The organism is Nocardia testacea NBRC 100365 (genome assembly GCF_000308775.1).
Classification (GTDB): domain Bacteria; phylum Actinomycetota; class Actinomycetes; order Mycobacteriales; family Mycobacteriaceae; genus Nocardia; species Nocardia testacea.
Genome location: NZ_BAGJ01000257.1, coordinates 1 through 20,169, shown reverse-complemented (window position 1 = coordinate 20,169; position 20,169 = coordinate 1). Strand labels below are relative to the sequence as shown.

20 protein-coding genes are annotated in these 20,169 nt (G+C 69.3%); 9 read left to right on the top strand and 11 right to left on the bottom strand.

Features of this window, described 5'->3' with window-relative positions; genetic code table 11:
* The first annotated feature begins 33 nt into the window (after positions 1-33).
* Positions 34-603: a peptide deformylase gene (locus ON38_RS27200; RefSeq protein ID WP_039827881.1), complete on the top strand. Its 570-nt coding sequence runs from the start codon at positions 34-36 to the stop codon at positions 601-603.
* Here the strand turns inward: ON38_RS27200 and ON38_RS27195 are convergent.
* A complete protein-coding gene (locus tag ON38_RS27195) occupies positions 597-1,511 on the bottom strand; it encodes a cutinase family protein (protein ID WP_083873134.1) in 915 nt (304 codons plus the stop codon). The two genes, ON38_RS27200 and ON38_RS27195, sit on opposite strands and share 7 nt — an antisense overlap.
* A gap of 176 nt (positions 1,512-1,687) precedes the next feature.
* Positions 1,688-2,929 (bottom strand): oxygenase MpaB family protein, encoded by a 1,242-nt coding sequence (locus ON38_RS27190; protein ID WP_039827880.1) that lies wholly within the window; start codon positions 2,927-2,929, stop codon positions 1,688-1,690.
* Positions 2,930-3,657: 728 nt separating this feature from the next.
* Here ON38_RS27190 and ON38_RS27185 point away from each other — a divergent pair.
* Entirely contained in the window at positions 3,658-4,356 is a 699-nt protein-coding gene (locus tag ON38_RS27185) for a class I SAM-dependent methyltransferase (protein WP_039827879.1), read from the top strand.
* Positions 4,357-4,434: 78 nt separating this feature from the next.
* Here ON38_RS27185 and abmR read toward each other — a convergent pair whose 3' ends face one another.
* Complete coding sequence (gene abmR, locus ON38_RS27180; RefSeq protein ID WP_039827878.1) at positions 4,435-5,058, bottom strand: ATP-binding transcription factor AbmR; 624 nt, start codon at positions 5,056-5,058, stop codon at positions 4,435-4,437.
* A gap of 50 nt (positions 5,059-5,108) precedes the next feature.
* Positions 5,109-6,011: an oxidoreductase gene (locus ON38_RS27175; RefSeq protein WP_039827877.1), complete on the bottom strand. Its 903-nt coding sequence runs from the start codon at positions 6,009-6,011 to the stop codon at positions 5,109-5,111.
* Between the two features lie 88 nt (positions 6,012-6,099).
* Here ON38_RS27175 and ON38_RS27170 point away from each other — a divergent pair, with 88 nt between their 5' ends.
* Positions 6,100-6,672, top strand: a complete 573-nt coding sequence (locus ON38_RS27170) for a TetR/AcrR family transcriptional regulator (RefSeq protein WP_039827876.1) — start codon at positions 6,100-6,102, stop codon at positions 6,670-6,672.
* A 61-nt stretch (positions 6,673-6,733) separates the two neighbouring features.
* Here the strand turns inward: ON38_RS27170 and ON38_RS27165 are convergent, their stop codons facing one another.
* Positions 6,734-7,240, bottom strand: coding sequence for a carboxymuconolactone decarboxylase family protein (locus tag ON38_RS27165; protein WP_039827875.1), 507 nt, complete (start codon positions 7,238-7,240; stop codon positions 6,734-6,736).
* Between the two features lie 21 nt (positions 7,241-7,261).
* On the opposite strand from ON38_RS27165, the gene ON38_RS27160 reads away from it, so the two are divergent.
* Positions 7,262-7,810: a MarR family winged helix-turn-helix transcriptional regulator gene (locus ON38_RS27160; protein WP_218000843.1), complete on the top strand. Its 549-nt coding sequence runs from the start codon at positions 7,262-7,264 to the stop codon at positions 7,808-7,810.
* A 28-nt stretch (positions 7,811-7,838) separates the two neighbouring features.
* On the opposite strand, the gene ON38_RS27155 is transcribed toward ON38_RS27160, so the two are convergent.
* The gene (locus ON38_RS27155) at positions 7,839-9,554 is read right to left on the bottom strand and encodes an aldehyde dehydrogenase family protein (protein WP_051165237.1); all 1,716 of its coding nucleotides are present in this window, start codon (positions 9,552-9,554) and stop codon (positions 7,839-7,841) included.
* A 168-nt stretch (positions 9,555-9,722) separates the two neighbouring features.
* Between ON38_RS27155 and ON38_RS27150 the strand changes: the two genes are divergently transcribed.
* The 3 genes from ON38_RS27150 (at position 9,723) to ON38_RS27140 (ending at position 12,198) form a co-directional block, all read left to right on the top strand.
* Positions 9,723-10,946, top strand: coding sequence for a PucR family transcriptional regulator (locus ON38_RS27150; protein ID WP_039827874.1), 1,224 nt, complete (start codon positions 9,723-9,725; stop codon positions 10,944-10,946).
* Between the two features lie 205 nt (positions 10,947-11,151).
* A complete protein-coding gene (locus ON38_RS27145; RefSeq protein WP_039827873.1) occupies positions 11,152-11,940 on the top strand; it encodes a crotonase/enoyl-CoA hydratase family protein in 789 nt (262 codons plus the stop codon).
* A 54-nt stretch (positions 11,941-11,994) separates the two neighbouring features.
* Positions 11,995-12,198, top strand: coding sequence for a hypothetical protein (locus ON38_RS27140; protein WP_039827872.1), 204 nt, complete (start codon positions 11,995-11,997; stop codon positions 12,196-12,198).
* A gap of 166 nt (positions 12,199-12,364) precedes the next feature.
* Here ON38_RS27140 and ON38_RS27135 read toward each other — a convergent pair whose 3' ends face one another.
* A complete protein-coding gene (locus tag ON38_RS27135; protein ID WP_039827871.1) occupies positions 12,365-13,702 on the bottom strand; it encodes a lipase family protein in 1,338 nt (445 codons plus the stop codon).
* Positions 13,703-14,184: 482 nt separating this feature from the next.
* Here ON38_RS27135 and ON38_RS27130 point away from each other — a divergent pair, with 482 nt between their 5' ends.
* Positions 14,185-15,090: a hypothetical protein gene (locus ON38_RS27130; RefSeq protein ID WP_174372466.1), complete on the top strand. Its 906-nt coding sequence runs from the start codon at positions 14,185-14,187 to the stop codon at positions 15,088-15,090.
* A gap of 297 nt (positions 15,091-15,387) precedes the next feature.
* Here the strand turns inward: ON38_RS27130 and ON38_RS27125 are convergent, their stop codons facing one another.
* From ON38_RS27125 to ON38_RS27110, 4 genes are all read right to left on the bottom strand, one after another.
* Positions 15,388-15,831 (bottom strand): SgcJ/EcaC family oxidoreductase, encoded by a 444-nt coding sequence (locus ON38_RS27125; RefSeq protein WP_039827870.1) that lies wholly within the window; start codon positions 15,829-15,831, stop codon positions 15,388-15,390.
* Positions 15,832-15,923: 92 nt separating this feature from the next.
* Positions 15,924-16,988 (bottom strand): fused (3R)-hydroxyacyl-ACP dehydratase subunits HadA/HadB, encoded by a 1,065-nt coding sequence (locus ON38_RS27120; RefSeq protein ID WP_083873131.1) that lies wholly within the window; start codon positions 16,986-16,988, stop codon positions 15,924-15,926.
* A gap of 117 nt (positions 16,989-17,105) precedes the next feature.
* Complete coding sequence (locus ON38_RS27115; protein ID WP_083873130.1) at positions 17,106-18,179, bottom strand: alpha/beta hydrolase; 1,074 nt, start codon at positions 18,177-18,179, stop codon at positions 17,106-17,108.
* A 755-nt stretch (positions 18,180-18,934) separates the two neighbouring features.
* Positions 18,935-19,267: a histone-like nucleoid-structuring protein Lsr2 gene (locus tag ON38_RS27110; RefSeq protein WP_039827869.1), complete on the bottom strand. Its 333-nt coding sequence runs from the start codon at positions 19,265-19,267 to the stop codon at positions 18,935-18,937.
* Between the two features lie 131 nt (positions 19,268-19,398).
* Here ON38_RS27110 and ON38_RS27105 point away from each other — a divergent pair.
* Positions 19,399-20,169 (top strand): MsnO8 family LLM class oxidoreductase (locus tag ON38_RS27105; RefSeq protein WP_039827868.1); only part of this gene is annotated, 771 nt, incomplete at its 3' end.

Below are 20,169 nucleotides of genomic sequence, written 5' to 3'. Positions count from 1 at the left end.
CACGACTACTCGCGTTTGAGTAGTCTGGCCGACATGACTGTGCGACCGATCCTCATCGCCGGCGACCCGCGGCTCACCACTCCCGCGCTCCCGGTGACCGTGTTCGACGACGAGCTCGCCGCCCTCGTCGGCGACCTGTTCGATACCAACACCGCCGCCCCCGGCGCCGGATTGGCGGCCAACCAGATCGGCGATCCGCGTGCGGTATTCGTCTACGACCTCACCGATTCCGGCACCCGCTACCGCGGCCACGTGGTTAATCCGGTGCTGTGGACCTCCGCGCTACCGGAGGGCATGCCCCATCCGGAGGACGATCTCGAAGGGTGCCTTTCCGTTCCGGAGGAGTGGTTTCCCACGGGGCGGGCGCACCGAGCGCAGGTGACGGGTGTGGATATGACCGGAGCTCCGGTCACGGTGGCTGCCACCGGATACCTGGCCCGGTGCCTGCAACACGAGACCGACCATCTCGCGGGAACCCTGTACCTGGACCGGCTGATCGGCCGGAACCGGCGCTCGGCCCGCCGCATGATCAAGGACCGGCGGTGGACCGTGCCGGGCAACAGCTGGCTTCCCGGCGCGGCGGACCACGCCGGTGCTCAGTAGTTCGTCGCCTCGATGAGCCGCTGTCGCAGCCAGGTCAGGGCGGTGGCGCCCGCAGAATCGACGACATAGTCGGGATAGCTCTGATGCGCGCCGGATTTCAGGAAATCGTCGATCTGTTTCCGGCGCTGCTCGTAGGCGGAGACACCGAATTCCTCCGCCGGCAGGCCGAGACCACCCGCGGCCAGCGCATCACCGAACAGTGCGGCAACCTGCCGCTGGTAGCTGCCGATATCGGCCGGATCGGGATTCGACATCTGGACCACCAGTCCGGCCAGGCGCCCGGCGATATCGCCGTCGGGCATCGCGCAGTACAGATCGCCGTCCACGCAGAATGTGTATGTGCGCGGGCCGAGCGCGCCGAAACCGCCCGGCCGCGCCCCGACCGCTCCGGCACCGGGCACCGCCGGGCCGACGAGGGTGTCCGCGGGGGAACGCCGGGGGTCGGCGATAAGCCCCACCAGCGCGATTCGTTCCGCCGGCGCGGTGGCGGACCCGGCACCGATTTCGGCCGCGAGATCACCGGCCGCGTGCGCGCCCTGGCTGTAGCCGAGTATCGCGATACGTGTCGCCGGGCAGGCCCGCGCCGCGGCCGCGACCATATCGCGCGCTCGATCGGTCGCCTCCTGCTTGGAGCGGCCGTAGACTTCGCCCTCCCAGGGGAAGGCCGTCGCGGCGTAGGCGACGTAGTCCACCGCCACATTTCCCGGCAGCCGGTCGACGGTCGCCGCGAGCATGCCCGTGCCGGGCTCGGCATCGGAGGTCTCCCAGGTCCCGGGGATCGCTACGACGTACAGATCGGGGCACGGGGCCGGTGTGCCCGCCGCTACCGGGGCCGCGCCGACCTGGACAACTGCGGCCACGAGCGCGAAGAAGCAGGCGGCGACGCCGGATTTCCATCGTGTGGGCATGACTGCTCCATCTGGTCACCCCGCGGGGGTAGCTGATCGAGTGAGAAGGGAGACCGCAGCCGGCGGAACCCCCGTGAAACGCGCTCGACTCGGGTCCGGAGTGGACGCCGGGGCTGCGCACACGCCCGCTCGCCCGCACGGAGAGGGGCCGTGCGGGCTCGACCGGGCTGGCCGGGTCAGCGCGGCGGCTGACTCATATCCCGGTTCATCATGGGGAGCTCGATACTGATCGGCATCCGGAGTTCGGCCAGATACCACAGAGCGAACTGGCGCAGGAACTCGTCGAACAGCCAGTACGCCTCCTGCGTCGGCGGGGCGACGGTGAGTATGCCTTCCCGGACCGCGATGAACGGGCCCCAGCTGAACCGCAGCAGCGGATCCCAGACCGGTTCGCGGGCGATGGCCAGCTCATCGGCGATCTTGTCACCGAGCAGGAAGCGCGTGAAGGCACCGAGGACTCCCTTGCTCAGGATGGCAAGGTCGAGATTCGTGCCCAGGCGCAGTAGCCGGTCGGCCAGTTTCACACCCTCCGGGGTCGGCGCGATGATCGGATCCAGCACCTGCGCCGCCTGGGAGTCGGCCTGATCCCACGAGTTCGGGATGTATTCGTCGCGGACGCCGAGCAGATGCGCGGCGACCTGCCAGGAATGCAGGAACGCATCCGATTCGTGGACGGGGATCGGCACCTGCCATGCCGTGAGATGACGCATCACGGTGGTGGGCAGGCTGTGCCAGGTGACCATGATGTCGTTCTGGCTGATGGGGATGTCCTCGTCGGCCGAATGCACCCAGTGCGGCGACTGCGGCAGCAGATGCCGCACCGCGGCATGCACCAGGCGCGTCTTGACGCATGTGACGACCATCTGCCCATCCGGGCCGTAGGCGTTGCCGCTGCCGATGTCGTAGCCGAGTTTCGCCGTTTTGGAGATACGGTCTTTGAGGTCGTGGCCGCCCTTGGAGTAATAAACCGCCCGGGCTTCCTTGGGGATGACCGTGCTCATCATGCCGCTGGCGAGACCGTACAGAACGCCGAGGTAGAGACCGCGTTTCTTGTTGAAATCCACCGCGGTGGCCAGTTTGCCGGGATCGGTCCACCGGGGCAGCTGCCGGGCGTATTCCATGAAATCCCGCAGATCCGGAGGTAGCCCGTCCGGTAACGGCTGACCGTTGCGGGTCCAGGTGCGCAGCAGGTCGTTGACGGCCGGTACCGCACCGCGGTCGAGCAGGGAGGCGACCAGTTCGTCGGCTTCGGGATCCCAGACGCCCAGCGGGTCGACACCGGCGCCGCTGCCCGCCACCGATCCCTGTGGCGACCAGGTCCACGGTTGCGCTCTGGCCGGGGTCGCGATGGCGAGGGCGCCGAACGCGCCCAGCACGCCGCCGGCTTTCAACGCATCCCGCCTGTTGAGTCGGTCCATGTCGCCACTCCTCGTCGAGTTCGAGCATCGCGGTGGCGCAGAGGCGCCACCGGGTTGATAATTGAAGAATACTTAGTAACTTAACAGCTGTACAAGTGTCATGTTCGTTGAATCGGGGATTTGCGTGGCGGGGGCCGTCTATAGCCATTGGCGGCAAGGGATGAGCGGATTATTCCCTGTAACCAGCAAATATGATCCGCATACGGATCTCGAGAGTGGGGTGCGGGTCGGCGTAGGCCGGGTGGCAGGATCAGGTTTCGCCATCTCGGTTTGTCGAAGAATATCGAATAACCGCAGGTCACTGACTCAGACGGATGTGGGCCGGGCCTCGGCCCACACGCTCTTCCGAACCCTCGGTGGTCGGCCGAGAGGCGAACCCGCCAGGCGAAATGCCTGATCAAGTATCATGCGCTCGGTCCGCCCTGGTCGCGCGGCGGCCGTGTATCCGGCCCAGCCGGTTCGAACCGCGCGAGTTGACCGCCGTGCGGTGCGGAGGACCGCCTCTCCGGGTCATGCCGGGCCGGGCGTCGCCGGGCAGGCGGAACCGGCGCTGCCTCGGGCCCGTGTCGTCGGGGGCCGCGACATACCCGACGGGCGGTGGCCGGTGCGGCCCGGCGGACGGCCGCCGGTGCCGGCCACGGTGAACGGTGGCCGGGCGCTCGGCCGGACACAGGGCTTCCGGTGGCGGTTACATGTACATGCGCCGAATCGGCTGCTAGTCGTGGTGTATGACCACACCGGGTGATTTCGAATTCGAATCCGTCTATCGCGGAACCGGTCCGTTCGGGCCGGACGTGGCGCCGCCGTGGAGTATCGGGGAACCCCAGCCCGAACTCGCCGCACTCATCGACCAGGGCAGATTTCACGGGGACGTCCTCGACGCCGGATGCGGTGAAGGTGCCATTTCGCTGTATCTGGCCGAGCGTGGTTTCACCACCGTCGGCCTGGACCTCGCGCCGACCGCGATCGAATCGGCCCGAGCCGAAGCCGAACGGCGGGGCCTGAGCGCCGCCACCTTCGAGGTCGCCGACATCACCTCGTTCACCGGCTACGACGGCCGCTTCGGCACCGTGGTCGACAGTACGCTGTTCCACTCGATTCCGGTGGCGTCGCGGGAGGGTTATCTGCGGTCGATCGCGCGGGCCGCCGCCCCGGGTGCGGCCTACTTCGCCCTGGTGTTCGACCGGGCCGGCTTTCCCGAACTTCCCGGCGCGGGGCCGGCGCCGGTCACTGCCGAGGAACTCCACGACGCGGTATCGAAGTACTGGGTGATCGATGAGATCGCCCCGGCGCGGATCCACGCGAATCTGCCGGAGCGCCTCGAATCTCCGGAGGGCGAACCGCTGCTGCGGTTCGCCGACCTGCGCGACGAACCGAAGGGCCGCAAATCGGTACCGGCCTGGCTGCTGTCGGCGCACCTCGGCTGATATGCCGGCGTCGTCCTCCGGCGGCGCCGGAGGACGACGATCGTGCCGGAACCCGGATGCGGCCGGCCGGGTCGTGAGTCAGAGCCCTTGCGGGCCCTCGGACCGAAGGTCCTCGACCTTGCGCATGGCGGTGCGCAATTCCTCCAGCCAGCTCTGCGTGTGCTCACCCGCCAGCTTCACCGTCCAGGCCAGCGCGTCGGCCCGGGACCGCGCGACTCCCGCGTCGACGAGCGTATCGAGCACCTTGCGCTCCGGCTGGCGCAGCCGCGTCATCACCGGTACCGCCAGGTGGGTAAACAGAATCCGCTCACCGTCGACCGAGACACCCCAGGCCACACTGCGGCCGTAGCGCTGCTGGGCCTCGTCGGCGATCTGCATCCGCGCGGCCCGGGTGGTCTCCCGGAAACGGGCCACCGCCCCCTGCTTCGTCGCTTTCGGAACAGTGCGGCCGGTCTCGTCGCCGCCGGCCGTCGCCTCGGTGGCCGCGGGCTTCTCGTCCGCGCCGGACTCCGTGGCGGGCAGGGGGAGCTCGCCGACCACCACGATCTCGTCCCGGTCGATCTCGATGGCGGGACTGCCGGTGAACCAGTCGCTGGGCAGCCGTCCCGCGAACCAATCGGCCGCGTCGGCGGCGTCCGGTAGGTCGGCCTGTTGCCAGCCGCCGGGCCGGCCGAATCCACGCCCCCGTTGTCCATGTCTCATGGTGCACCTTCTCAGCTAGGGGAATTACTTGATTACAAGATTACGCCGTTTCAGGTGCCGGAGGTTCCGCTGACAGCGAACCGCACACCGGTCAGTTCTTCGGAGGCCGACCAGAGACTCGCCTGCCGGTGCCGGTCGTGTGCGTGGGCACTGGACCGCACCCGATCCGGATAGCCGCGGATTTCGAAGAGGCCGGTGGGCCCGTAATAGTCGCCCCCCACGGCCAGCGGATCGGTGGCCGCACGCAGTGTCGGTAGCGCACCCATGGCCGGGGTCCGGCCGAAGAGCCGGGCGATGGCGAGGTTCGGCAGCCGGAACGCGACGGAGGAGTAGCGGAACACCTCGGTGCTCGCACCGCCGGGGTGGGCGGCGAGTGCGGTGGCCGCGGTGCCGGTGAGGCGACGCGCCAGTTCGTAGGTGAACAGCAGGTTCGCCAATTTCGATTTGCCGTAGGCGTTTCCACTCGGCGCGGCCGGGTCGGCGGCATCTATCCGGCCGAAGCGGTGGCCGATACTGCTGACGGTCACCACGCGCGCGGCCGGCGCGGCGACGAGGCGGTCCAGCAGTAGTCCGGTCAGCGCGAAGTGGCCGAGGTGGTTGATACCGAACTGCGCCTCGAAGCCGTCTTCGGTCACGCCGGTCAAGCCGGTCACGCCCGCATTGTTGATCAGCAGGTCGAGGTGGGAGTAACGATCGCGGATCAGCTCCGCCGCCGTGCGGACCGACCCGAGCGATGCCAGGTCGAGTGGTACGCGATCGATGCGGGCCAGCGGTGCGGCCGCCGTGATGCGGTCGGCGGCCGCGGCGGCGCGGTCCGGATCGCGGCAGGCCAGGACGACGGTGGCGCCGTGCTCGGCCAATGCGCGGGCGGTTTCGAATCCGAGCCCGGTATTGGCTCCGGTGACGACGGCGATCCGGTCGCCCAGGTCGGGGATATCTGCTTCGGTCCACATGGTCGGCTCCCATCTAAGATGAACGTGTCGTTCACGATAAAGTGAACCGGTAGTTCATTTTGTCGGCAAGGCGAGGGAGTTGGTACGGATGGCCGGGGGCAGGCGCGCGGACGCGGTGCGCAATCGGGAGGCGATCATCGCGGCGGCGCGGACACTGGTGGTCGAGCGCGGGCCCGGGATCGGTATGGACGAGATCGCCGCCGCGGCGGGGATCGCGGTGGGGACGCTCTATCGGCATTTCCCGGCGAAACAGGATCTCATCGAGGGGGCCGTGGCCGATCTCGCCGAGACGATCGCCGGGTCGCTGGACGCGGCATTGCTGCGGGTCGAGACCGGCGCCGCGCCGGCCATCGACGAGTTGCTCGCGCTACTGCGGAGTGTGGTGCTCGAGATGAAACAGGAGCGACTGTTCCGGTTCGCGGTGGCCCCACTGGCCGAGGACGCGCTGGGGGAGATCCGGGACCGCGGTCGCCTCGCGGTGGATCGGCTGGTCGCGGCGGCGCACCGGGAGGGTTCGCTCTACTCCGATGTCACCACCGATGATGTGATCCTGCTGATGGCCACCGCGCCCGTCGATACGATCCCGGAAACGGAGCAGCTCCGATGGCTCGCGCTGGCCCGGCGGGCGCTTACCTCCGTTCCGGTCCGGGGGGCCGGCTGATCGACCTGCAACTGATCCCCTTGGGTGTCCCCGGCGGTATCCGGCGCCGCCGGGGCGGCGGTCATGCGGCGCGCACGAGGCGGTTGGCCAGTGTCGACATCGTGTAGGTGCCGATACCGAGAACGACTTCCAGCGCATTGCGTTCGGTGTATCCCTGGGCCATGAACGCGGTGACGGATGCGTCGTCCACGCCGCCCGCGGTGGCGAGGACGTCGAGGGTGAACACGCGGATCGCTTCGAGTCGCGCGTCGGGAAGGGGTGCGGCCGCGCGCAGGGCGGAGACGATTTCCGGCGGCGCGCCGAGTTTGCGGAGTTTCCCGGTGTGCATGGCGATGCACACATGGCAGTCGTTGCGTACGGCGACGGTCATGATGACGACCTCCCGCGCCGTCGAATCGAGCGTGCACCCTTCGAAACTGGCGCTCATCGCGAGGAATCCGTTGAGCAGCTCGGGTGATCCGGCCAGGCGGCGTACGGCGTCGGGCACCGTACCGGTGGTGCTCTGCAGGGCGCGCATCGCCGAGTGGGCGGCGGGCGGAGCGGTCTCCAGGGTGTGGGCGGTGAACACACTTCTCCTAAGATGGACAACATGGTTGACGATTACCCGGAGATAGTAAACCAGGTTGACGGTTATGCCAAGGGTGTCCCGGCCGTCCCGCCTTCGGCCGGCCCGCCGCGGGCGGGTTACGAGCTGCCGCTGCTGCTTTTCGCCGGATTCCGGACACTGATCGACGAACTGCACACCGAACTGGCTCGGCAGGGACACCCGGAAGTGCGGCCCGCGCACGGTTTCGCCATGCAGGCCATCGGCGCCGACGGGGCCTCGGCCAGCGATATCGGCCGTCGCCTGGGGATCTCGAAACAAGCCGCCGGAAAAACGGTGGATCGCCTGGTCGCGCTCGGATACGCCGAACGTGCCGATGATCCCGCCGATACCCGGCGTCGCCTCGTCCGCCTCACCACGCAGGGCTTCGACGCGCTGACCCGCTCGGCCGAGATCTTCGACCGGCTGCGCGGGAACTGGGCGCGTGAGCGCGGGGAAGACCGCATCCGCGCAATGGAGGACGATCTGCGCGCCGTGGCGACGCCGGGGGCCTTCCGGCTCGATGCCGCAGGATGGCTGGGTGGATTGGCCTGACGGCCCGATACGGTGCGCTCGGGCGAGATCAACCGCGCAGCGCGGAGGCGAAGATCGCGGGCAGGCGCGACCAGCGCGGATCGGCGGCGAAATCGGTGAGCAGCTGCCCGGTCCGCGCGGCGGTCCGGTTGGAGACGAACCACGGGGGCTTGGGGGTGAGTGACCACTCGCCGTGCAGCACCGATCGCGGCGCGGGCCGGAACGGGCCCCGTACGACGGTGCGCTCGATCCCCTCGATCAGCCAGGCGTTGTGCACCACGCCGATACCGCTCTGCACATCGTCGAGCGTATGGCCCGGATACGCGCCCCAGCTCGCGGTGGGCGTCAGGTAACCGACCGCGGTCCACGCGTTCACGGCGACGGTGCCGTAGCGCAGCCGCTCGATCGAGGCGTCGAACTCCGTGCCGAGCGCCTCGATGGTGTCCGGGTGCGCGACGATGTTCACCCCGAGGGTGCCGGTGAACTTCTCGTTGGCGGTGTCCACCGCGGTGCGGGCGAAATCGGCTCCGCTGCCGGGTAGTTCCACGATGCCGAGGACAGGTGCGAAGTACTCCGAGGTGAACAGGGCTTCGTCCGTATCCGGGTCCAGTCCGGTGACCAGCAATCGCTCGCCGCGGCGGCCGAGCCGGCGAGCATCCGGGTAGCCCACCCGCGCCCCGGCGACCCGGTCGTCGCTGCCCGGATAGTAGGCGTGGCGATTCGGCGCCCGATCGACGGCCGCGGTGAGGGCGGCCAGGAAGGCGTCCTTCTGTGGCCAGTCCGCGGATACGAGCACCGCCTGCGTGGCCACGCAGTTGTAGCCGCCGTTGTGCAGCCGCTGGGTGGCGATGTGCTCGGCCTGGAATTCCAGGTCGGCGGTACTCCATTCGCCGGGCAGCACGATTGTCGGGGATACGCCGCCGAGCTCGCTGCTGATGGGTTTGTCCAGGAGCGGAGTGCCGGCTTTCTTCCGTTCGGCCGCCGCGGGGCCGGTACCCCAGACGATGGCGTCGTGTGTCGCGGCGCTGCCGGTCATATGGACGTGCGAGATCCGCTCATGGGTCACCAGTTGCCCGCCGACTTCGGGGCCACCCGTGAGCACCCGCACCACGCCGAGCTCGATCAGCGGCGCAAAGATCTTCTCGAGCACCGGTAACAGCGGGTCGGTGACCGGGTTCAGTTTCAGCGCCACCACACGGTTGTGCGCGATGAGTTCGTAGATCGTGTCCAGCGGTGCGATCGAGGTGATGTTCCCCGCCCCCAGTACCGCGCCGATCCCGTGGGTGCGGGCGGGGTCGAGCTGGGCCAGGCCCGCGCGGGCCCGGGCGGTGGCCGCGTCGACGCCTCGCTGCAACCACACCTCGGCGCGGAAACCGCTGAGCAGGAGTTCGTCGTAGAGGCCCGCGGGGAGTGCGCGCACGGTCACCCGGCCGGCGGCGCTGCCGAAGGTCGCGTTCGCGAGGGGGCTCACACCGCGTTCCAGGGATTCGAGGGTCCGTGACACCGCGGTGAGGCTCGTGGCGAAGACATAGGGCCCGGACAGCCATTCCTCGCCCACCAGTGGAGACTTGGGATCGAGTCCTTTGATCCGCACCGCCGCATCGACCCATTCGCGGGCATGCCGGCCGGTGAGGGTACGCATCCGGTCCAGGAGGGCCCGCCGTCCGGTCAGGGGCAGCCGGGACCATCTCTGTTCGCCGTCGGCGAGTTCGGCGAGCGCGGTGTCGATGACCGTGTCGGCCGTGACGGCCTGTTCTGGCTGCACGTGGGCACACTCCGTAGCTGAGATCCGATGATCCGAGTAGGAAACAGTGTGGCTGTGCCGGTGCCCGAAGGGAATGTGTCGGCGTTGCGTCATCCGCGGCCCGCTGTTGTGCCTCGGCACAAAAGCGGCGTGGTGTGGGTCACGGCCGGGTGGCTAGACTGTTCCAGTATGAGCACGCCCGCGCCGCCGGCGGCGCCCCTGGCCGCCGCGCTCGCCGATTCCGTCGAGGCGCTGACCGATGTACTGGTCGGCCGGATCACGGCGGCCGATCCGGCCTACGGGGAGCCGGGGCTGCTGACCGCTGATCAGCTGTACCGCACCTGCCGGGAAAATCTCACCGCGGTGATCGAGGCGCTGGCCGGAACGGGCCCGTTGCGGCTCCGGCCGGCCCGCGCCGCGGGACGCCTCAAAGCCGAACAGGGAATCCCGGTCGCGAGCCTGCTGCACGCCTATCGGCTGGGCGGCCGGCTCATCTGGGAGGAATTGACCAACTGGTCGGCCGGGCCGGGAGACGCCCGGCTGCACGAGCTGGCCACCCGCCTATGGGAGTTGGTCGATCTGTACTCCGACGCGGCCGTCGAGTCCTACCGGGAAACCGAGGTGCTGCTCGCGCATACCGACGCCCAGATCCAGAGCCGGCTGATCCGCACCCTGTTCGACGACCATTCCGGTCACCCCGCCCGCGTTCTCGACGTGCTGCGCACTCTCGGTTTCCCCGAACGCGGGGCGTTCGCGGTGGTCGCCATCGATACCGAACCCACTGCGCCGCTGCCGGGCAGGCTCACCGCTGCGCTACGCGATATCGGGGTCCGCTCGGTGTGGGACGCCCAGACCGATGCGTATATCGGGTTCCTGTCGGCGGCCTCCGCGGAAGCACTCGACCGCGCCCGGGCCACGATCTCGGCGTGTGTGACCGGCCGGGTGGGTCTGAGTGCCTCCTTCACGACACCGCACAGCATCACCGCGGCATTGATCGAGGCACGTCTGGCGTCCCGGTCGGTGCGGCCGGGTTCGGCCGCCACGGTCCGTTTCGGCGACGAACCGGTCGCCCACCTTCTCGTCGCCGTTCCCGAGGCCGGACGGCGGGCCGCCGCACAGATCCTCGGTCCACTGCTCGACCAACCGGTCGCCGAACGGGCAGATCTGATTGCTGCGCTCGAATCCTGGTACCGCTACGGCGGATCGGCCGCGGCTGTCGCCGAAAGCCTGCACTGCCATCGCAATACGGTCCGCTATCGGCTGCGCAAGGTCCGGGATCTCACCGGCCGCGACACCACCGACCCGCGCCAGTCGGCCGAACTGTATCTGGCATTGCAGGCATTCGGCCTGCTCGGTACCGAGACCACCTCCGCCCGTATCCGTTCCGCCGGATCCGGTGCCGCTGTGCGATGACCGCGTGTCCGAGGTCGGCCGCCGCCTACTGATGATCCCGCCGGACCGCAGGGGACATTCGCGGTGCCGCGCCGGGCGTGTGGGACCGGATCGCGCACTCGCGGAGCGGACCGGGGAAACGGGGCGGGCCCGATCGGTGTGGATCGGCCCGGGAGCGCGTCCGAGGTCATAGGCTCGGGCGGTGACCGCGAACGAAGGGACGACTATGACCGGCGCACCCGTGAGAATCGAAAGGGACGGACCGGTGTTCACCATCGTCCTGTCCCGGCCGCAGGCCCGTAACGCGGTCGACGGACCCACCGGCACCGCCCTGTACGACGCGTTCACCGCCTTCGAGAACGACGACTCGGCGGCGGTGGCGGTGCTGTGGGGCGAGGGCGGAAACTTCTGTGCCGGTGCCGATCTCAAGGCCGTCGGTACCGAACGTGCCAATCCGCTCTCGGCGAAGGGCCGCGGGCCCATGGGGCCGACCCGCATGCAGCTGAGCAAACCGGTGATCGCCGCGGTCGCCGGTCACGCGGTGGCCGGTGGGCTGGAACTGGCGATCTGGTGCGATCTGCGGGTGGCCGCCGCGGACGCGGTATTCGGTGTCTTCTGCCGGCGGTGGGGAGTTCCGCTCATCGACGGCGGTACGGTGCGGCTGCCGCGGCTGATCGGCACCGGGCGGGCCATGGACATGGTGCTCACCGGGCGGCCCGTGGATGCGGCGGAGGCGCACGCGATGGGCCTGGCCGACCGTGTCGTCCCGGTGGGGGAGGAACGGGCGGCCGCCGAAGCACTCGCCGCCGAGATCGCGCGGTTCCCGCGGACCTGTCAGCGGCACGACCGGCTCTCGCTGCTGCAGCAGGAGGGGATGACCGAACAGGAGGCGATCGCCAACGAATGGGAGCACGGAGTCATTTCCCTGGCCGAAGCGGCATCCGGTGTCGAGCGATTCACCGCCGGGGCCGGGCGCGGCGGCTCGTTCACCGATCTCGGCGCTCCCTCCGTCTAGGTACCGCGCCGCCGAAGCGGGGGCATCCCGGGCTGCGCGCCTACAACGACCGGCTTGCCGACGCTGTCGAACGGACGGGTCCGGCAGCTGAAAACGCCGCTGTCGGCGGCGATCCGCGCCGGTGAGATCGGGATCGACAGCTTGTCGAACGAGATGCTCGCACGGTGCGTGATCGGCCTGGGCCGGCTCCCGGAGAACCATCGCGCGCGCCCTCGGCCCCGCGCCTCGCAGTGTCACCTCCGCGATACTGCGCTGTGAGGTGTCGTCCAGCGCACGGAGTGGGCGGGGGACGATCGAAGCAGTGGCGCGGCAGCGTGTTCGAGCAACCGAGCCTGTCCGCCGTTGAGACTCGGAGGGCCGGACCGGACGTTCCCGGGGCCGGCCCGCCGCTCTGGGGTCGCTCGCCGATACCTCGGCGGTCGTCTCAGTCCACGGTGCAGCCGGAGATCGGGGTGCCGGCCAGCCGATCCAGCAGATAGGTGATCGCGTTGTCGGGGCCGAATCCGTCGATCATCTCCGGGCCGAAATGGTTCGGGATGGTGGTGCCGGGCAGCAGCGGCGGCAGCTCGTTGGTCCGGAAGGTGACCGTGGCGCCCTTGGCGCACCAGTCGTCGGCGAGCTGCCGCGCCTGGTCGTAGGGCACGGTGTCGTCATTGCGACCGCTGGTGACCAGCACCGGCGAGGCCGGGGTGAGGGTGCCCACCCGCAGTTCGGCCAGCGCGGGTGCGGCCTCCGGTATGGCCTGCAGGTGGGCGCTGAGCGGACGGCCGTCGTTGGTCAGCGAACTGGTCTTCAGGAACGGGTAACGGGTGATGACATCGCCGATGCAGGCGTCGCTCAGCGCCGCCAGGGTGTCCCGGCCGTTCTGGTTGGTCACCCGGCCGACGGCTTTCTCCAGGTCGGGATAGCGCGCGAGCAGTCCGTTGATGGCGAAGCCGATCGCACCACCGATCAGGGCACCGTCGATCCGTTCCAGGATGGCGGCCAGATCGGCCACCGGGCCGCCGGCCCACGTGCCTTTGAGGTTCAGTTCCGGTGCGTACTCGGGCTGCATCTCCGCGGCCGCGGCGACCGCGCCGCCACCTTGGGAATAGCCCCAGAACACCAGGGGTGTCCCGGGACCGGTTCCCGCCAGGTTGTTGGCCGCCCGCGCACCGTCGAGGACGGCGTGCGCCTCTTCGATCCGGTTCGCGTAGGTATGGATTCCGGGGGTGCCCAGCCCGATGTAATCGGTCACCAGGACGCGCGCGCCGAGGCGACTCCACACCGCCGACGACGGCAGCTCCTGATTCGCCGACAGCGACGGCGACGGGTCGGTGGTGATGGTGATACCGGTGGAGAACGCCTTCGACATGGCGCACCGGTCTCCCTGGCCGGACGTGCCGGGCCCGATGACCACGGTCGGGCGGGGTCCCGCGCCCAGCCATGGTCCCGCGGCGTCGATATAGGTTCCGGTGACCGCGACCGGTGATCCGTCCTGTAGCCGGGTGGTGTACATGATGTGCTCGGCCTTGCCCGGCCACCCCTGATCCGAGGGAAGGGTGGCCAGCAGCGACATCGGCTGGGTTCGGACGACCGTGCCGGGCTCGGCCGGGATCTGCTCGGGCGGTGTGTAGAACGACTCGGGCGCGGCCGCGGCCTCCGGTCGATCGGTCGCCACCGCGGCTACCGCGGTGAGACAGGCCACGGCTACCGCCGCTGCGGTGATGCGGCCGGTCCACCCGCGCACTCCGGGCCGGAAACGCCGTCGTTCTCCGAACATCGCCAACTCTCCATGCTGTCCGCCCCGGAACCCTTCTCCGAGTGCTGGATCACAGCCGCGGCTCAATATGGTCTGCGCCATGCTGTGACTTACTGGACAGTAACATGCCGGTTGCGGTGTTGATACTGCTCGGTAGCCCAACCGGCCCGCGATGTACCGGTGGGTGCCGCCGACTCTAAAACTGTGGGGATGCAGGGTTGTTCATCGACGGCGGTATAGTTCGCCGGCGCGAGTCCCCAGGGGCGGGCGGGGCGGAGCGTCCGTGTTGGCGCTCATGCGCGCACGCTCGTCGCTGTGTCGCTGTGTCGCTGTGTCGCTGTGTCGCTGTGTCGCTGTGTCGCTGTGTCGCTGTGTCGCTGTGCAGCCCGCGGCCTCGCGGCCGACGAAAACCTGCCTCCCCGGAAGCCGATTCGGACCCATCCGAATCGATGCACGGATACGAATGTGAAATGACAGCATCTCTTTCAGGTGAAAGGTGATCGATGGGCACCGGCAAGCACAGAGCAGTCAGCCCGCGTCGTACCCGGGTGGGGTCCATGGTGGTGGCGGGCGCCGTCCCCGTCGTGCTCACCCTGGTGGGAACCGGCACCGCCGCCGCCGAACAGGACCACTACCGTCCGGTCGATTCGAGCGGGCACCTCGCCCCGGTCGCGGACGAGACGATTCCGGCCGACCCCGCCGGTGATACGGGGCAGGCGGAGGAGCCGGCGCCGTGGCCGAGCGCCGAAGCGCCGAATGTGCGGCCGTACCGGGGCGTCCGGATTCCCGACGACATCCTGTCCTCATTGCAGTGGGCGCGGCCGGCGCCGGCAAACGGCTACCTCGCGCCGGTGGAAGCACTGCACGCTCCGGTACCCGTCGCGCCCGTGCCCCCGATCGCGCCGCCACCCGGCGCATTGCGTTTCGGCGATGTCCAGGTCGACTCCCCGGAGTGGTTACCCCGGGAACAGGCCATCCAGATAAACGACGGCTCCGCGGCGGCCGAAGCGAACCTCGCGACCTTCCTCGATTCGATCGGTATGGAACGCACCCGCTCCGATCGAGTGGCCGGGCAGACCATGGGTGCCGCGGCGATCGGCGCGGCCGCCGGAGCGGCGTTCGCGAGCCCGTTCGCTCTCATCGGCGCGGGTGTGGGCGGTGCGATGGGACTGGCGATCGGAGCGCCGTTCGCGCCGATCGGACTCGCCGCGGCACCGCTGGGCGCCGCCTACGGATTCGCCCTCATGGCCGCGCCGCTCGCCGGAATCGGTGCCGGGATCGGGGCGGGTATCGGTGCGGCCGCGGCATTGAGCGCGCCGCCCCGGGCCCTCGGTCCGGCGCCGGAGGTGCCCGCCGCACCGGAATACGGCCTCCCGAAAACCACTACGAGCACATCGGGCGCCGGCTGAGCGGCGCGTCCGGCGACAATCGCCCGGTGTTCGCACGCGGCTCCGCCGAAACCGTGCCGGGGCGGAGCGTCGGCGGATTTCCTCGGTCCGGGGTGGCCGGCAGACGCCTTGTCGCGACTGCGCATTCGCCGTGTTCGGGGTGGTTTCGCCGGTGCCGTGTCGTGACTGCGCAGCGGCCGGGTTCGCCGGTCCGGGAGCGGTCTCGCCGATACTGTGCGGGGGATTTCGGCCGCCGGGTTCGCGGGCCTGGAAGCGGCCTCGCCGGATACCGTGCTGTGCTACGTGCCGAACGGTCCGTCAGCCTGCCGCGGGCACCGGTGTGTTGTGCCGGGCGGCGACCCACCAGCGTCCGTTCTCGGCGACCAGGACATAGAGCGCGACCATCGCCGGGTCCCGGTCGAGCAGGACGCCGTCGGCAGTGCGCGCGCGGGCGGCCTTGTGCGCGATCGCGATATCCGGGCGGAGGAAGACGATATCGGTGAGCTCGTAGCTGACGTACTCGTCCTTCAGGAAACCGGCCAGTCCGAGACGCGCGGCCTCGAGCAGTGCCTCGCGGCCGGTGATCACCGTGCCCACGGCATTCCCGGCCGCTGCGTTGGCGAGGAAACCGCTGACCATCAGCTCGGCGTCGTTGGTGTTGTACCCGGTTTCGACATCCTTGATCAGTTGCTCGATCGCCGCGATATCGGCGGTGTGGTCGGTCCCGGAATCCGTGACGGTGGGCGCTTCGTTCGTGCTCATGGCACCATCCTCGAACCTGAACCCGACTCGAGGTCAACTCGGCCCGACGCCGCGCCGCTCGCGGCGGCCGCGACCCGGCCGCCGCCTTCCACTCAGCGGAGTTGGACCACCGCGGTCGCGCGCCCGAAGATCCGGCGGCCGCCGTGCCGGGCGGTGAGAGCGATGGTCGCCGTCCTCCGCACCGGATCGACCGCCTTCACCCGTCCGGAGTATTCGATATCGGCCCCTTCCCCGGTGACATGCACCGGGCTGGTCAGGCGGACCGCGTATTCCCGGACGGCGCCCGGATCGCCGAGCCACGAGGTGATGAATCCGGCACCGATACCGATGGTCAGCATGCCGTGCGCGACGGGGGATTCCAGATCCGCCAGTCCCGCGATCTCGCCGCTCCAATGGATCGGATTCGGATCACCGGACACCCCGGCGTAGTTCACCAGATCACCCGCGGTCAACCGCACGGTCCGGGGCGGGAGCTCGGTACCGACCGCGACGGTTTCGAAGGCGCGGGTGTAGCTGCTCACCGGCGGGGACGGTATGTCGTCGCCGGTCAGTTCCTCCCACAGCTCACCGGTCACCGGCGGTGGCGCCGGCCGGGGATCCTCCGCGCCGCCCGGCCGGAATCCGTGCATGAGAACCCCGGCGCCGATTCCGGTGAGGTCGGACCCGACGCCCGTCCGGCCCACGATGCTGGTGTGCGAGACGAGTACCGGTTCGTCGTTCCGGTCGGTGACCAGCGTCCGGAACCCCATCAGATCGCCGCCGAAAGCCCTGCGGAACGACTCCACACGCACCTCGAAGAACAGCGCGTCGGTATGGCGGATCGGCCGGTAGTAGCGGACCACCTGATCGGTCTGCATGATCTGGCTCAGGTCGTAGCCGGTCATGACCGAGGCGAACATCTCCGATTGTGCGAGGAACCCCGGTACCGAGAAGAACGTCAGCGGTGCGATGAGACCGCCGTATCCGTAGTCCGCGCCCGCGTCCTCGGACCAGTGGACCGGATGATGATCCTGCACCGCGCGGGCGAATTCGCGGATCTTCTCCCGGCCGACCACGTAGTGGTCGCGGGCGCGGTACCGATAGCCCACCGGCAGCCCCGGTCCCGGTGCGGAAAGGGATTCCCGGTTTTCGGAAACCGCCGTATCGTCAGAACTCACGACGGCTCACTCCACCGATTTCTCCGAAGGCCACAGAGTTCGAGAGCGGGTGCGGAGGGGCCGGACGCGGTGCGAATTGTGCACTGGAGCAGCTTATTTCACGAACAGACATTGTCGTCAGCCGATATTGGCGGAGAGATCGGGAAGCATACGCAGGGCTTGATCGGCCCAGTTGTTCCACGCGTGGATGCCGTAGGCGGGGAAATCGTAGTGCACGTTCTGCGCGCCCAGGGTCGCCATCCTGATCTGGAAGGCGCGCGTGTTCACCAGTGCCAGCGCCTCGAGGCCCATACCGTTCACCGTGCCGACGCTCGGGCCGTCGGTCGCGGTGGGCAGGCCACTCGCCGCCGAGACCCACAGCCGGGTGTTGTTCGCGACGAGCCGGGGCGCGGCCACGAACGGGTCGATCCGCAACCATTTCGGATCCCAGGGCGCGGCCATCGAGTCCACGTTGTAGCCGCCGGCATCGATCATCGCGACCCGGATCGCCTCCCGCATCCCGGGTGCGGAGATGTTCAGGTAGCCCGAGTAGGACCCGGCGAAACTGAACTGGTCGGGATGGTCGCCGGCCAGTGTCAGGGCCGCGCTGCCACCCATCGACAAGCCGAAGACACCGTTGCGCCGGGTGGCGAAGCCGAGCCGGTCCCGCAGTGCGGCGGGCAGTTCACGAGTCAGGAAAGTTTCCCATTTATAGGTGTAGGACTTGCCGGGGCCGCCCGAGAGGGCCTGCAACCCGCCGGACCCCGAGGACGATCCGGAGGACGATCCGGCCGTCGAACCCGATCCGGGCGTCACCCCGAGGAAGGAACTCGGCGCATTCCAGTCGGTGTAGAAACTGGACTGGCCGCCGACCGGCATCACCACGTTGATATTCCATTTGGTGAATTCCCGGGCGATATCGGTATCGATCTCCCAGCCGCTGAGGTCTTCGCGAGCGCGCATCCCGTCCAGGGCGTAGACCACCCGCGAGGTATTGCCGTCGGCGGCGCGGAACACGCGCGATTTGATCGGGCCCATACTCGAGTCGACCCAGAAGTCCGTGCCGGCGGGGTCGAAGGCGGCCCGGGCGGGCGCGGTACTGCCGCCGATCAGGAACAGGGCCTGGGCGACCACCGCGAATGCGGCGGTGACCAGCCAGAGGGCACGGCGGTTCAGGGCGTCCACCGGCGCCGGGGACAATCGGGTTCGCATCGCGGAGCAGGGCCTTTCGTCCGGGTGAGCACAGGGTCGAGGTGACCGGCCGGTGCCGGTCACGCGGTTCCCGACCGGTGCCGAACAGCGCGCGGCCCCCGCCACGGTCTCGGCATACCGATTGGTCCGTCGTCGACGGACCCGGGTCCGTTACCGTTCTGTGATCTGTTTCGCCCGGAGACGCTTGCGGGTATCACTGCGGGAAGGGTCGATGTGACCGGCCGGCGCGGTGCGGGCGGCCTCGGTGTCCGAGCAGGTAGGGATGGTTTTGGTCGGCCCGGAAGAGAGTGCCGCGTGCGGGCGGGACCGGCGTCACCGGGAATGAGGCGTCCAGATGGAGGCGGTCAGGTCACCCATTGATCGCCGGGGGAGTCACGGGAACGCTCATGCCGAACCGGCCGATCAGCTCCCCGGCCGCGGCCTCGGATTTCACCTGTCCCGGCGGACCGTCCACTGTGCTCGTGCCTCGGGTCCGCCTGACAACGCGTCACCGGCACCCGCGAAACGGCACGGCTCGGGAGGTGAGCGGTGGGATCGGTCGGCCCGAATCGCGTGCGCCCTGCCTCGGGCCACGGTCCCCGATGCCCGAACGACCATGACGGCCGGAGGCCCGGGCCTATCCGCCGGGCCGGTCGATCGACGAGGAATCGCGCTCGGTGGACCGCCGCCCCGAGCTCAGCGGAAAGCCGGCACCGATTCCCGGCGGAGGCACCACGGTCCGGCGGGGGGGACAATTCGCCCGGACTCGCGATGTATTACGGGTGGGCTTTCTGATATGCCTCGGCGATCTCCGCCGAGATCCGGCCCCGGCTCGACACTTCCAAACCGTTTTTGCGGGCCCATTCCCGGATCGTCTGGGTCCGGGCATTGCTGCCCGCCGCCTGCGGCCGCTGTTTACCCTTCGCCCGGCCACCGACCCGGCGCGCATGCGTTGTCCAGAAACCGATTGTGTCGCGCAGCTTCTCGGCATTGTCCGCCGAGAGATCGATCTCGTAGGTGACACCGTCCAGAGCGAGCGTGACAGTTTCCTCGGCGATGGAAGTTCCGTCGTAGTCGTCGACCAGCTCGACGATCACCTTGCGCGCCATGCAGTCCTCCGAACAATGGGCCAAACTATCCGGACAATGGTAGCCATAAGGGCCGGCCCCACCGGAACCCGGCAGCGGAGTCCGCTGCGGCCATCCGGAAGAACCGGCCCCGTACCCGGTGTTCCACAGGTGTGGAACTGTCGTTGCTGGATCGGTCGCGGACCCGCGCCGGGGAACCCGAATCGGCCGCGTTGGCCCATACCGTCGAACGGGCCGTGGCGGCCGAGAAGTCGGGATTCCGGCGCTTCTGGGTGGCCGAGCACCACGCGGTACCCGGGATCGCCTCCGGGTCGCCGCCGGTCCTGCTGGCGGCGCTGGGGTCCCGCACCTCGGCGATCCGGATCGGGTCCGGCGGCGTGATGCTGCCGCATCATCAGCCGCTGGTGGTGGCGGAGCAGTTCCTCATGCTGGAGGCGCTTTTTCCGGGGCGTATCGATCTGGGGCTGGGCCGTTCGCCGGCGTTCACGGCCCCGGTGCGCCGGGCCATGCGGCAGGACGCGGCCGCCCCTGACCGATTCGCGGCCGATCTGGCCGAACTGCGTGACTTTCTCGACGGGACCGGTCCGGTTACCGCCCACCCGGTGAGCGACCGGACGATCCCCATGTTCGTCCTGGCCACCGGACGGGGACTGACGGTGGCCGCACGGCTGGGTCTTCCGGCGGTGCTCGGCGGGCCGTTGCTGGACAGCCCGGATCTGGACGCGGCGCTGGCCGGTTACCGCCGGGAGTTCCGGCCGAGCCCGCGTGCCCAGCACCCGCTGGTCACGCTCGCGCTGGATGTCACCGTCGCCGAAACCGACGAGCAGGCGCGCGCACTCGTCCTGCCCGAGGCCTGGGCGATGGCGCGGTCCCGGTCCACCGGCGTATTCCCGCCGTTGGAGCCCGTCGTCGATACCGCGGCG

Bases quoted from the DNA above. Each gene is read 5' to 3' on its own strand.
- ON38_RS27200 (WP_039827881.1), top strand. From the start codon at position 34: ATGACTGTGCGACCGATCCTCATCGCCGGCGACCCGCGGCTCACCACT.
- ON38_RS27195 (WP_083873134.1), bottom strand. From the start codon at position 1,511: ATGCCCACACGATGGAAATCCGGCGTCGCCGCCTGCTTCTTCGCGCTC.
- ON38_RS27190 (WP_039827880.1), bottom strand. From the start codon at position 2,929: ATGGACCGACTCAACAGGCGGGATGCGTTGAAAGCCGGCGGCGTGCTG.
- ON38_RS27185 (WP_039827879.1), top strand. From the start codon at position 3,658: ATGACCACACCGGGTGATTTCGAATTCGAATCCGTCTATCGCGGAACC.
- abmR (WP_039827878.1), bottom strand. From the start codon at position 5,058: ATGAGACATGGACAACGGGGGCGTGGATTCGGCCGGCCCGGCGGCTGG.
- ON38_RS27175 (WP_039827877.1), bottom strand. From the start codon at position 6,011: ATGTGGACCGAAGCAGATATCCCCGACCTGGGCGACCGGATCGCCGTC.
- ON38_RS27170 (WP_039827876.1), top strand. From the start codon at position 6,100: ATGGCCGGGGGCAGGCGCGCGGACGCGGTGCGCAATCGGGAGGCGATC.
- ON38_RS27160 (WP_218000843.1), top strand. From the start codon at position 7,262: ATGGTTGACGATTACCCGGAGATAGTAAACCAGGTTGACGGTTATGCC.
- ON38_RS27150 (WP_039827874.1), top strand. From the start codon at position 9,723: ATGAGCACGCCCGCGCCGCCGGCGGCGCCCCTGGCCGCCGCGCTCGCC.
- ON38_RS27145 (WP_039827873.1), top strand. From the start codon at position 11,152: ATGACCGGCGCACCCGTGAGAATCGAAAGGGACGGACCGGTGTTCACC.
- ON38_RS27135 (WP_039827871.1), bottom strand. From the start codon at position 13,702: ATGTTCGGAGAACGACGGCGTTTCCGGCCCGGAGTGCGCGGGTGGACC.
- ON38_RS27130 (WP_174372466.1), top strand. From the start codon at position 14,185: ATGGGCACCGGCAAGCACAGAGCAGTCAGCCCGCGTCGTACCCGGGTG.
- ON38_RS27125 (WP_039827870.1), bottom strand. From the start codon at position 15,831: ATGAGCACGAACGAAGCGCCCACCGTCACGGATTCCGGGACCGACCAC.
- ON38_RS27115 (WP_083873130.1), bottom strand. From the start codon at position 18,179: ATGCGAACCCGATTGTCCCCGGCGCCGGTGGACGCCCTGAACCGCCGT.
- ON38_RS27110 (WP_039827869.1), bottom strand. From the start codon at position 19,267: ATGGCGCGCAAGGTGATCGTCGAGCTGGTCGACGACTACGACGGAACT.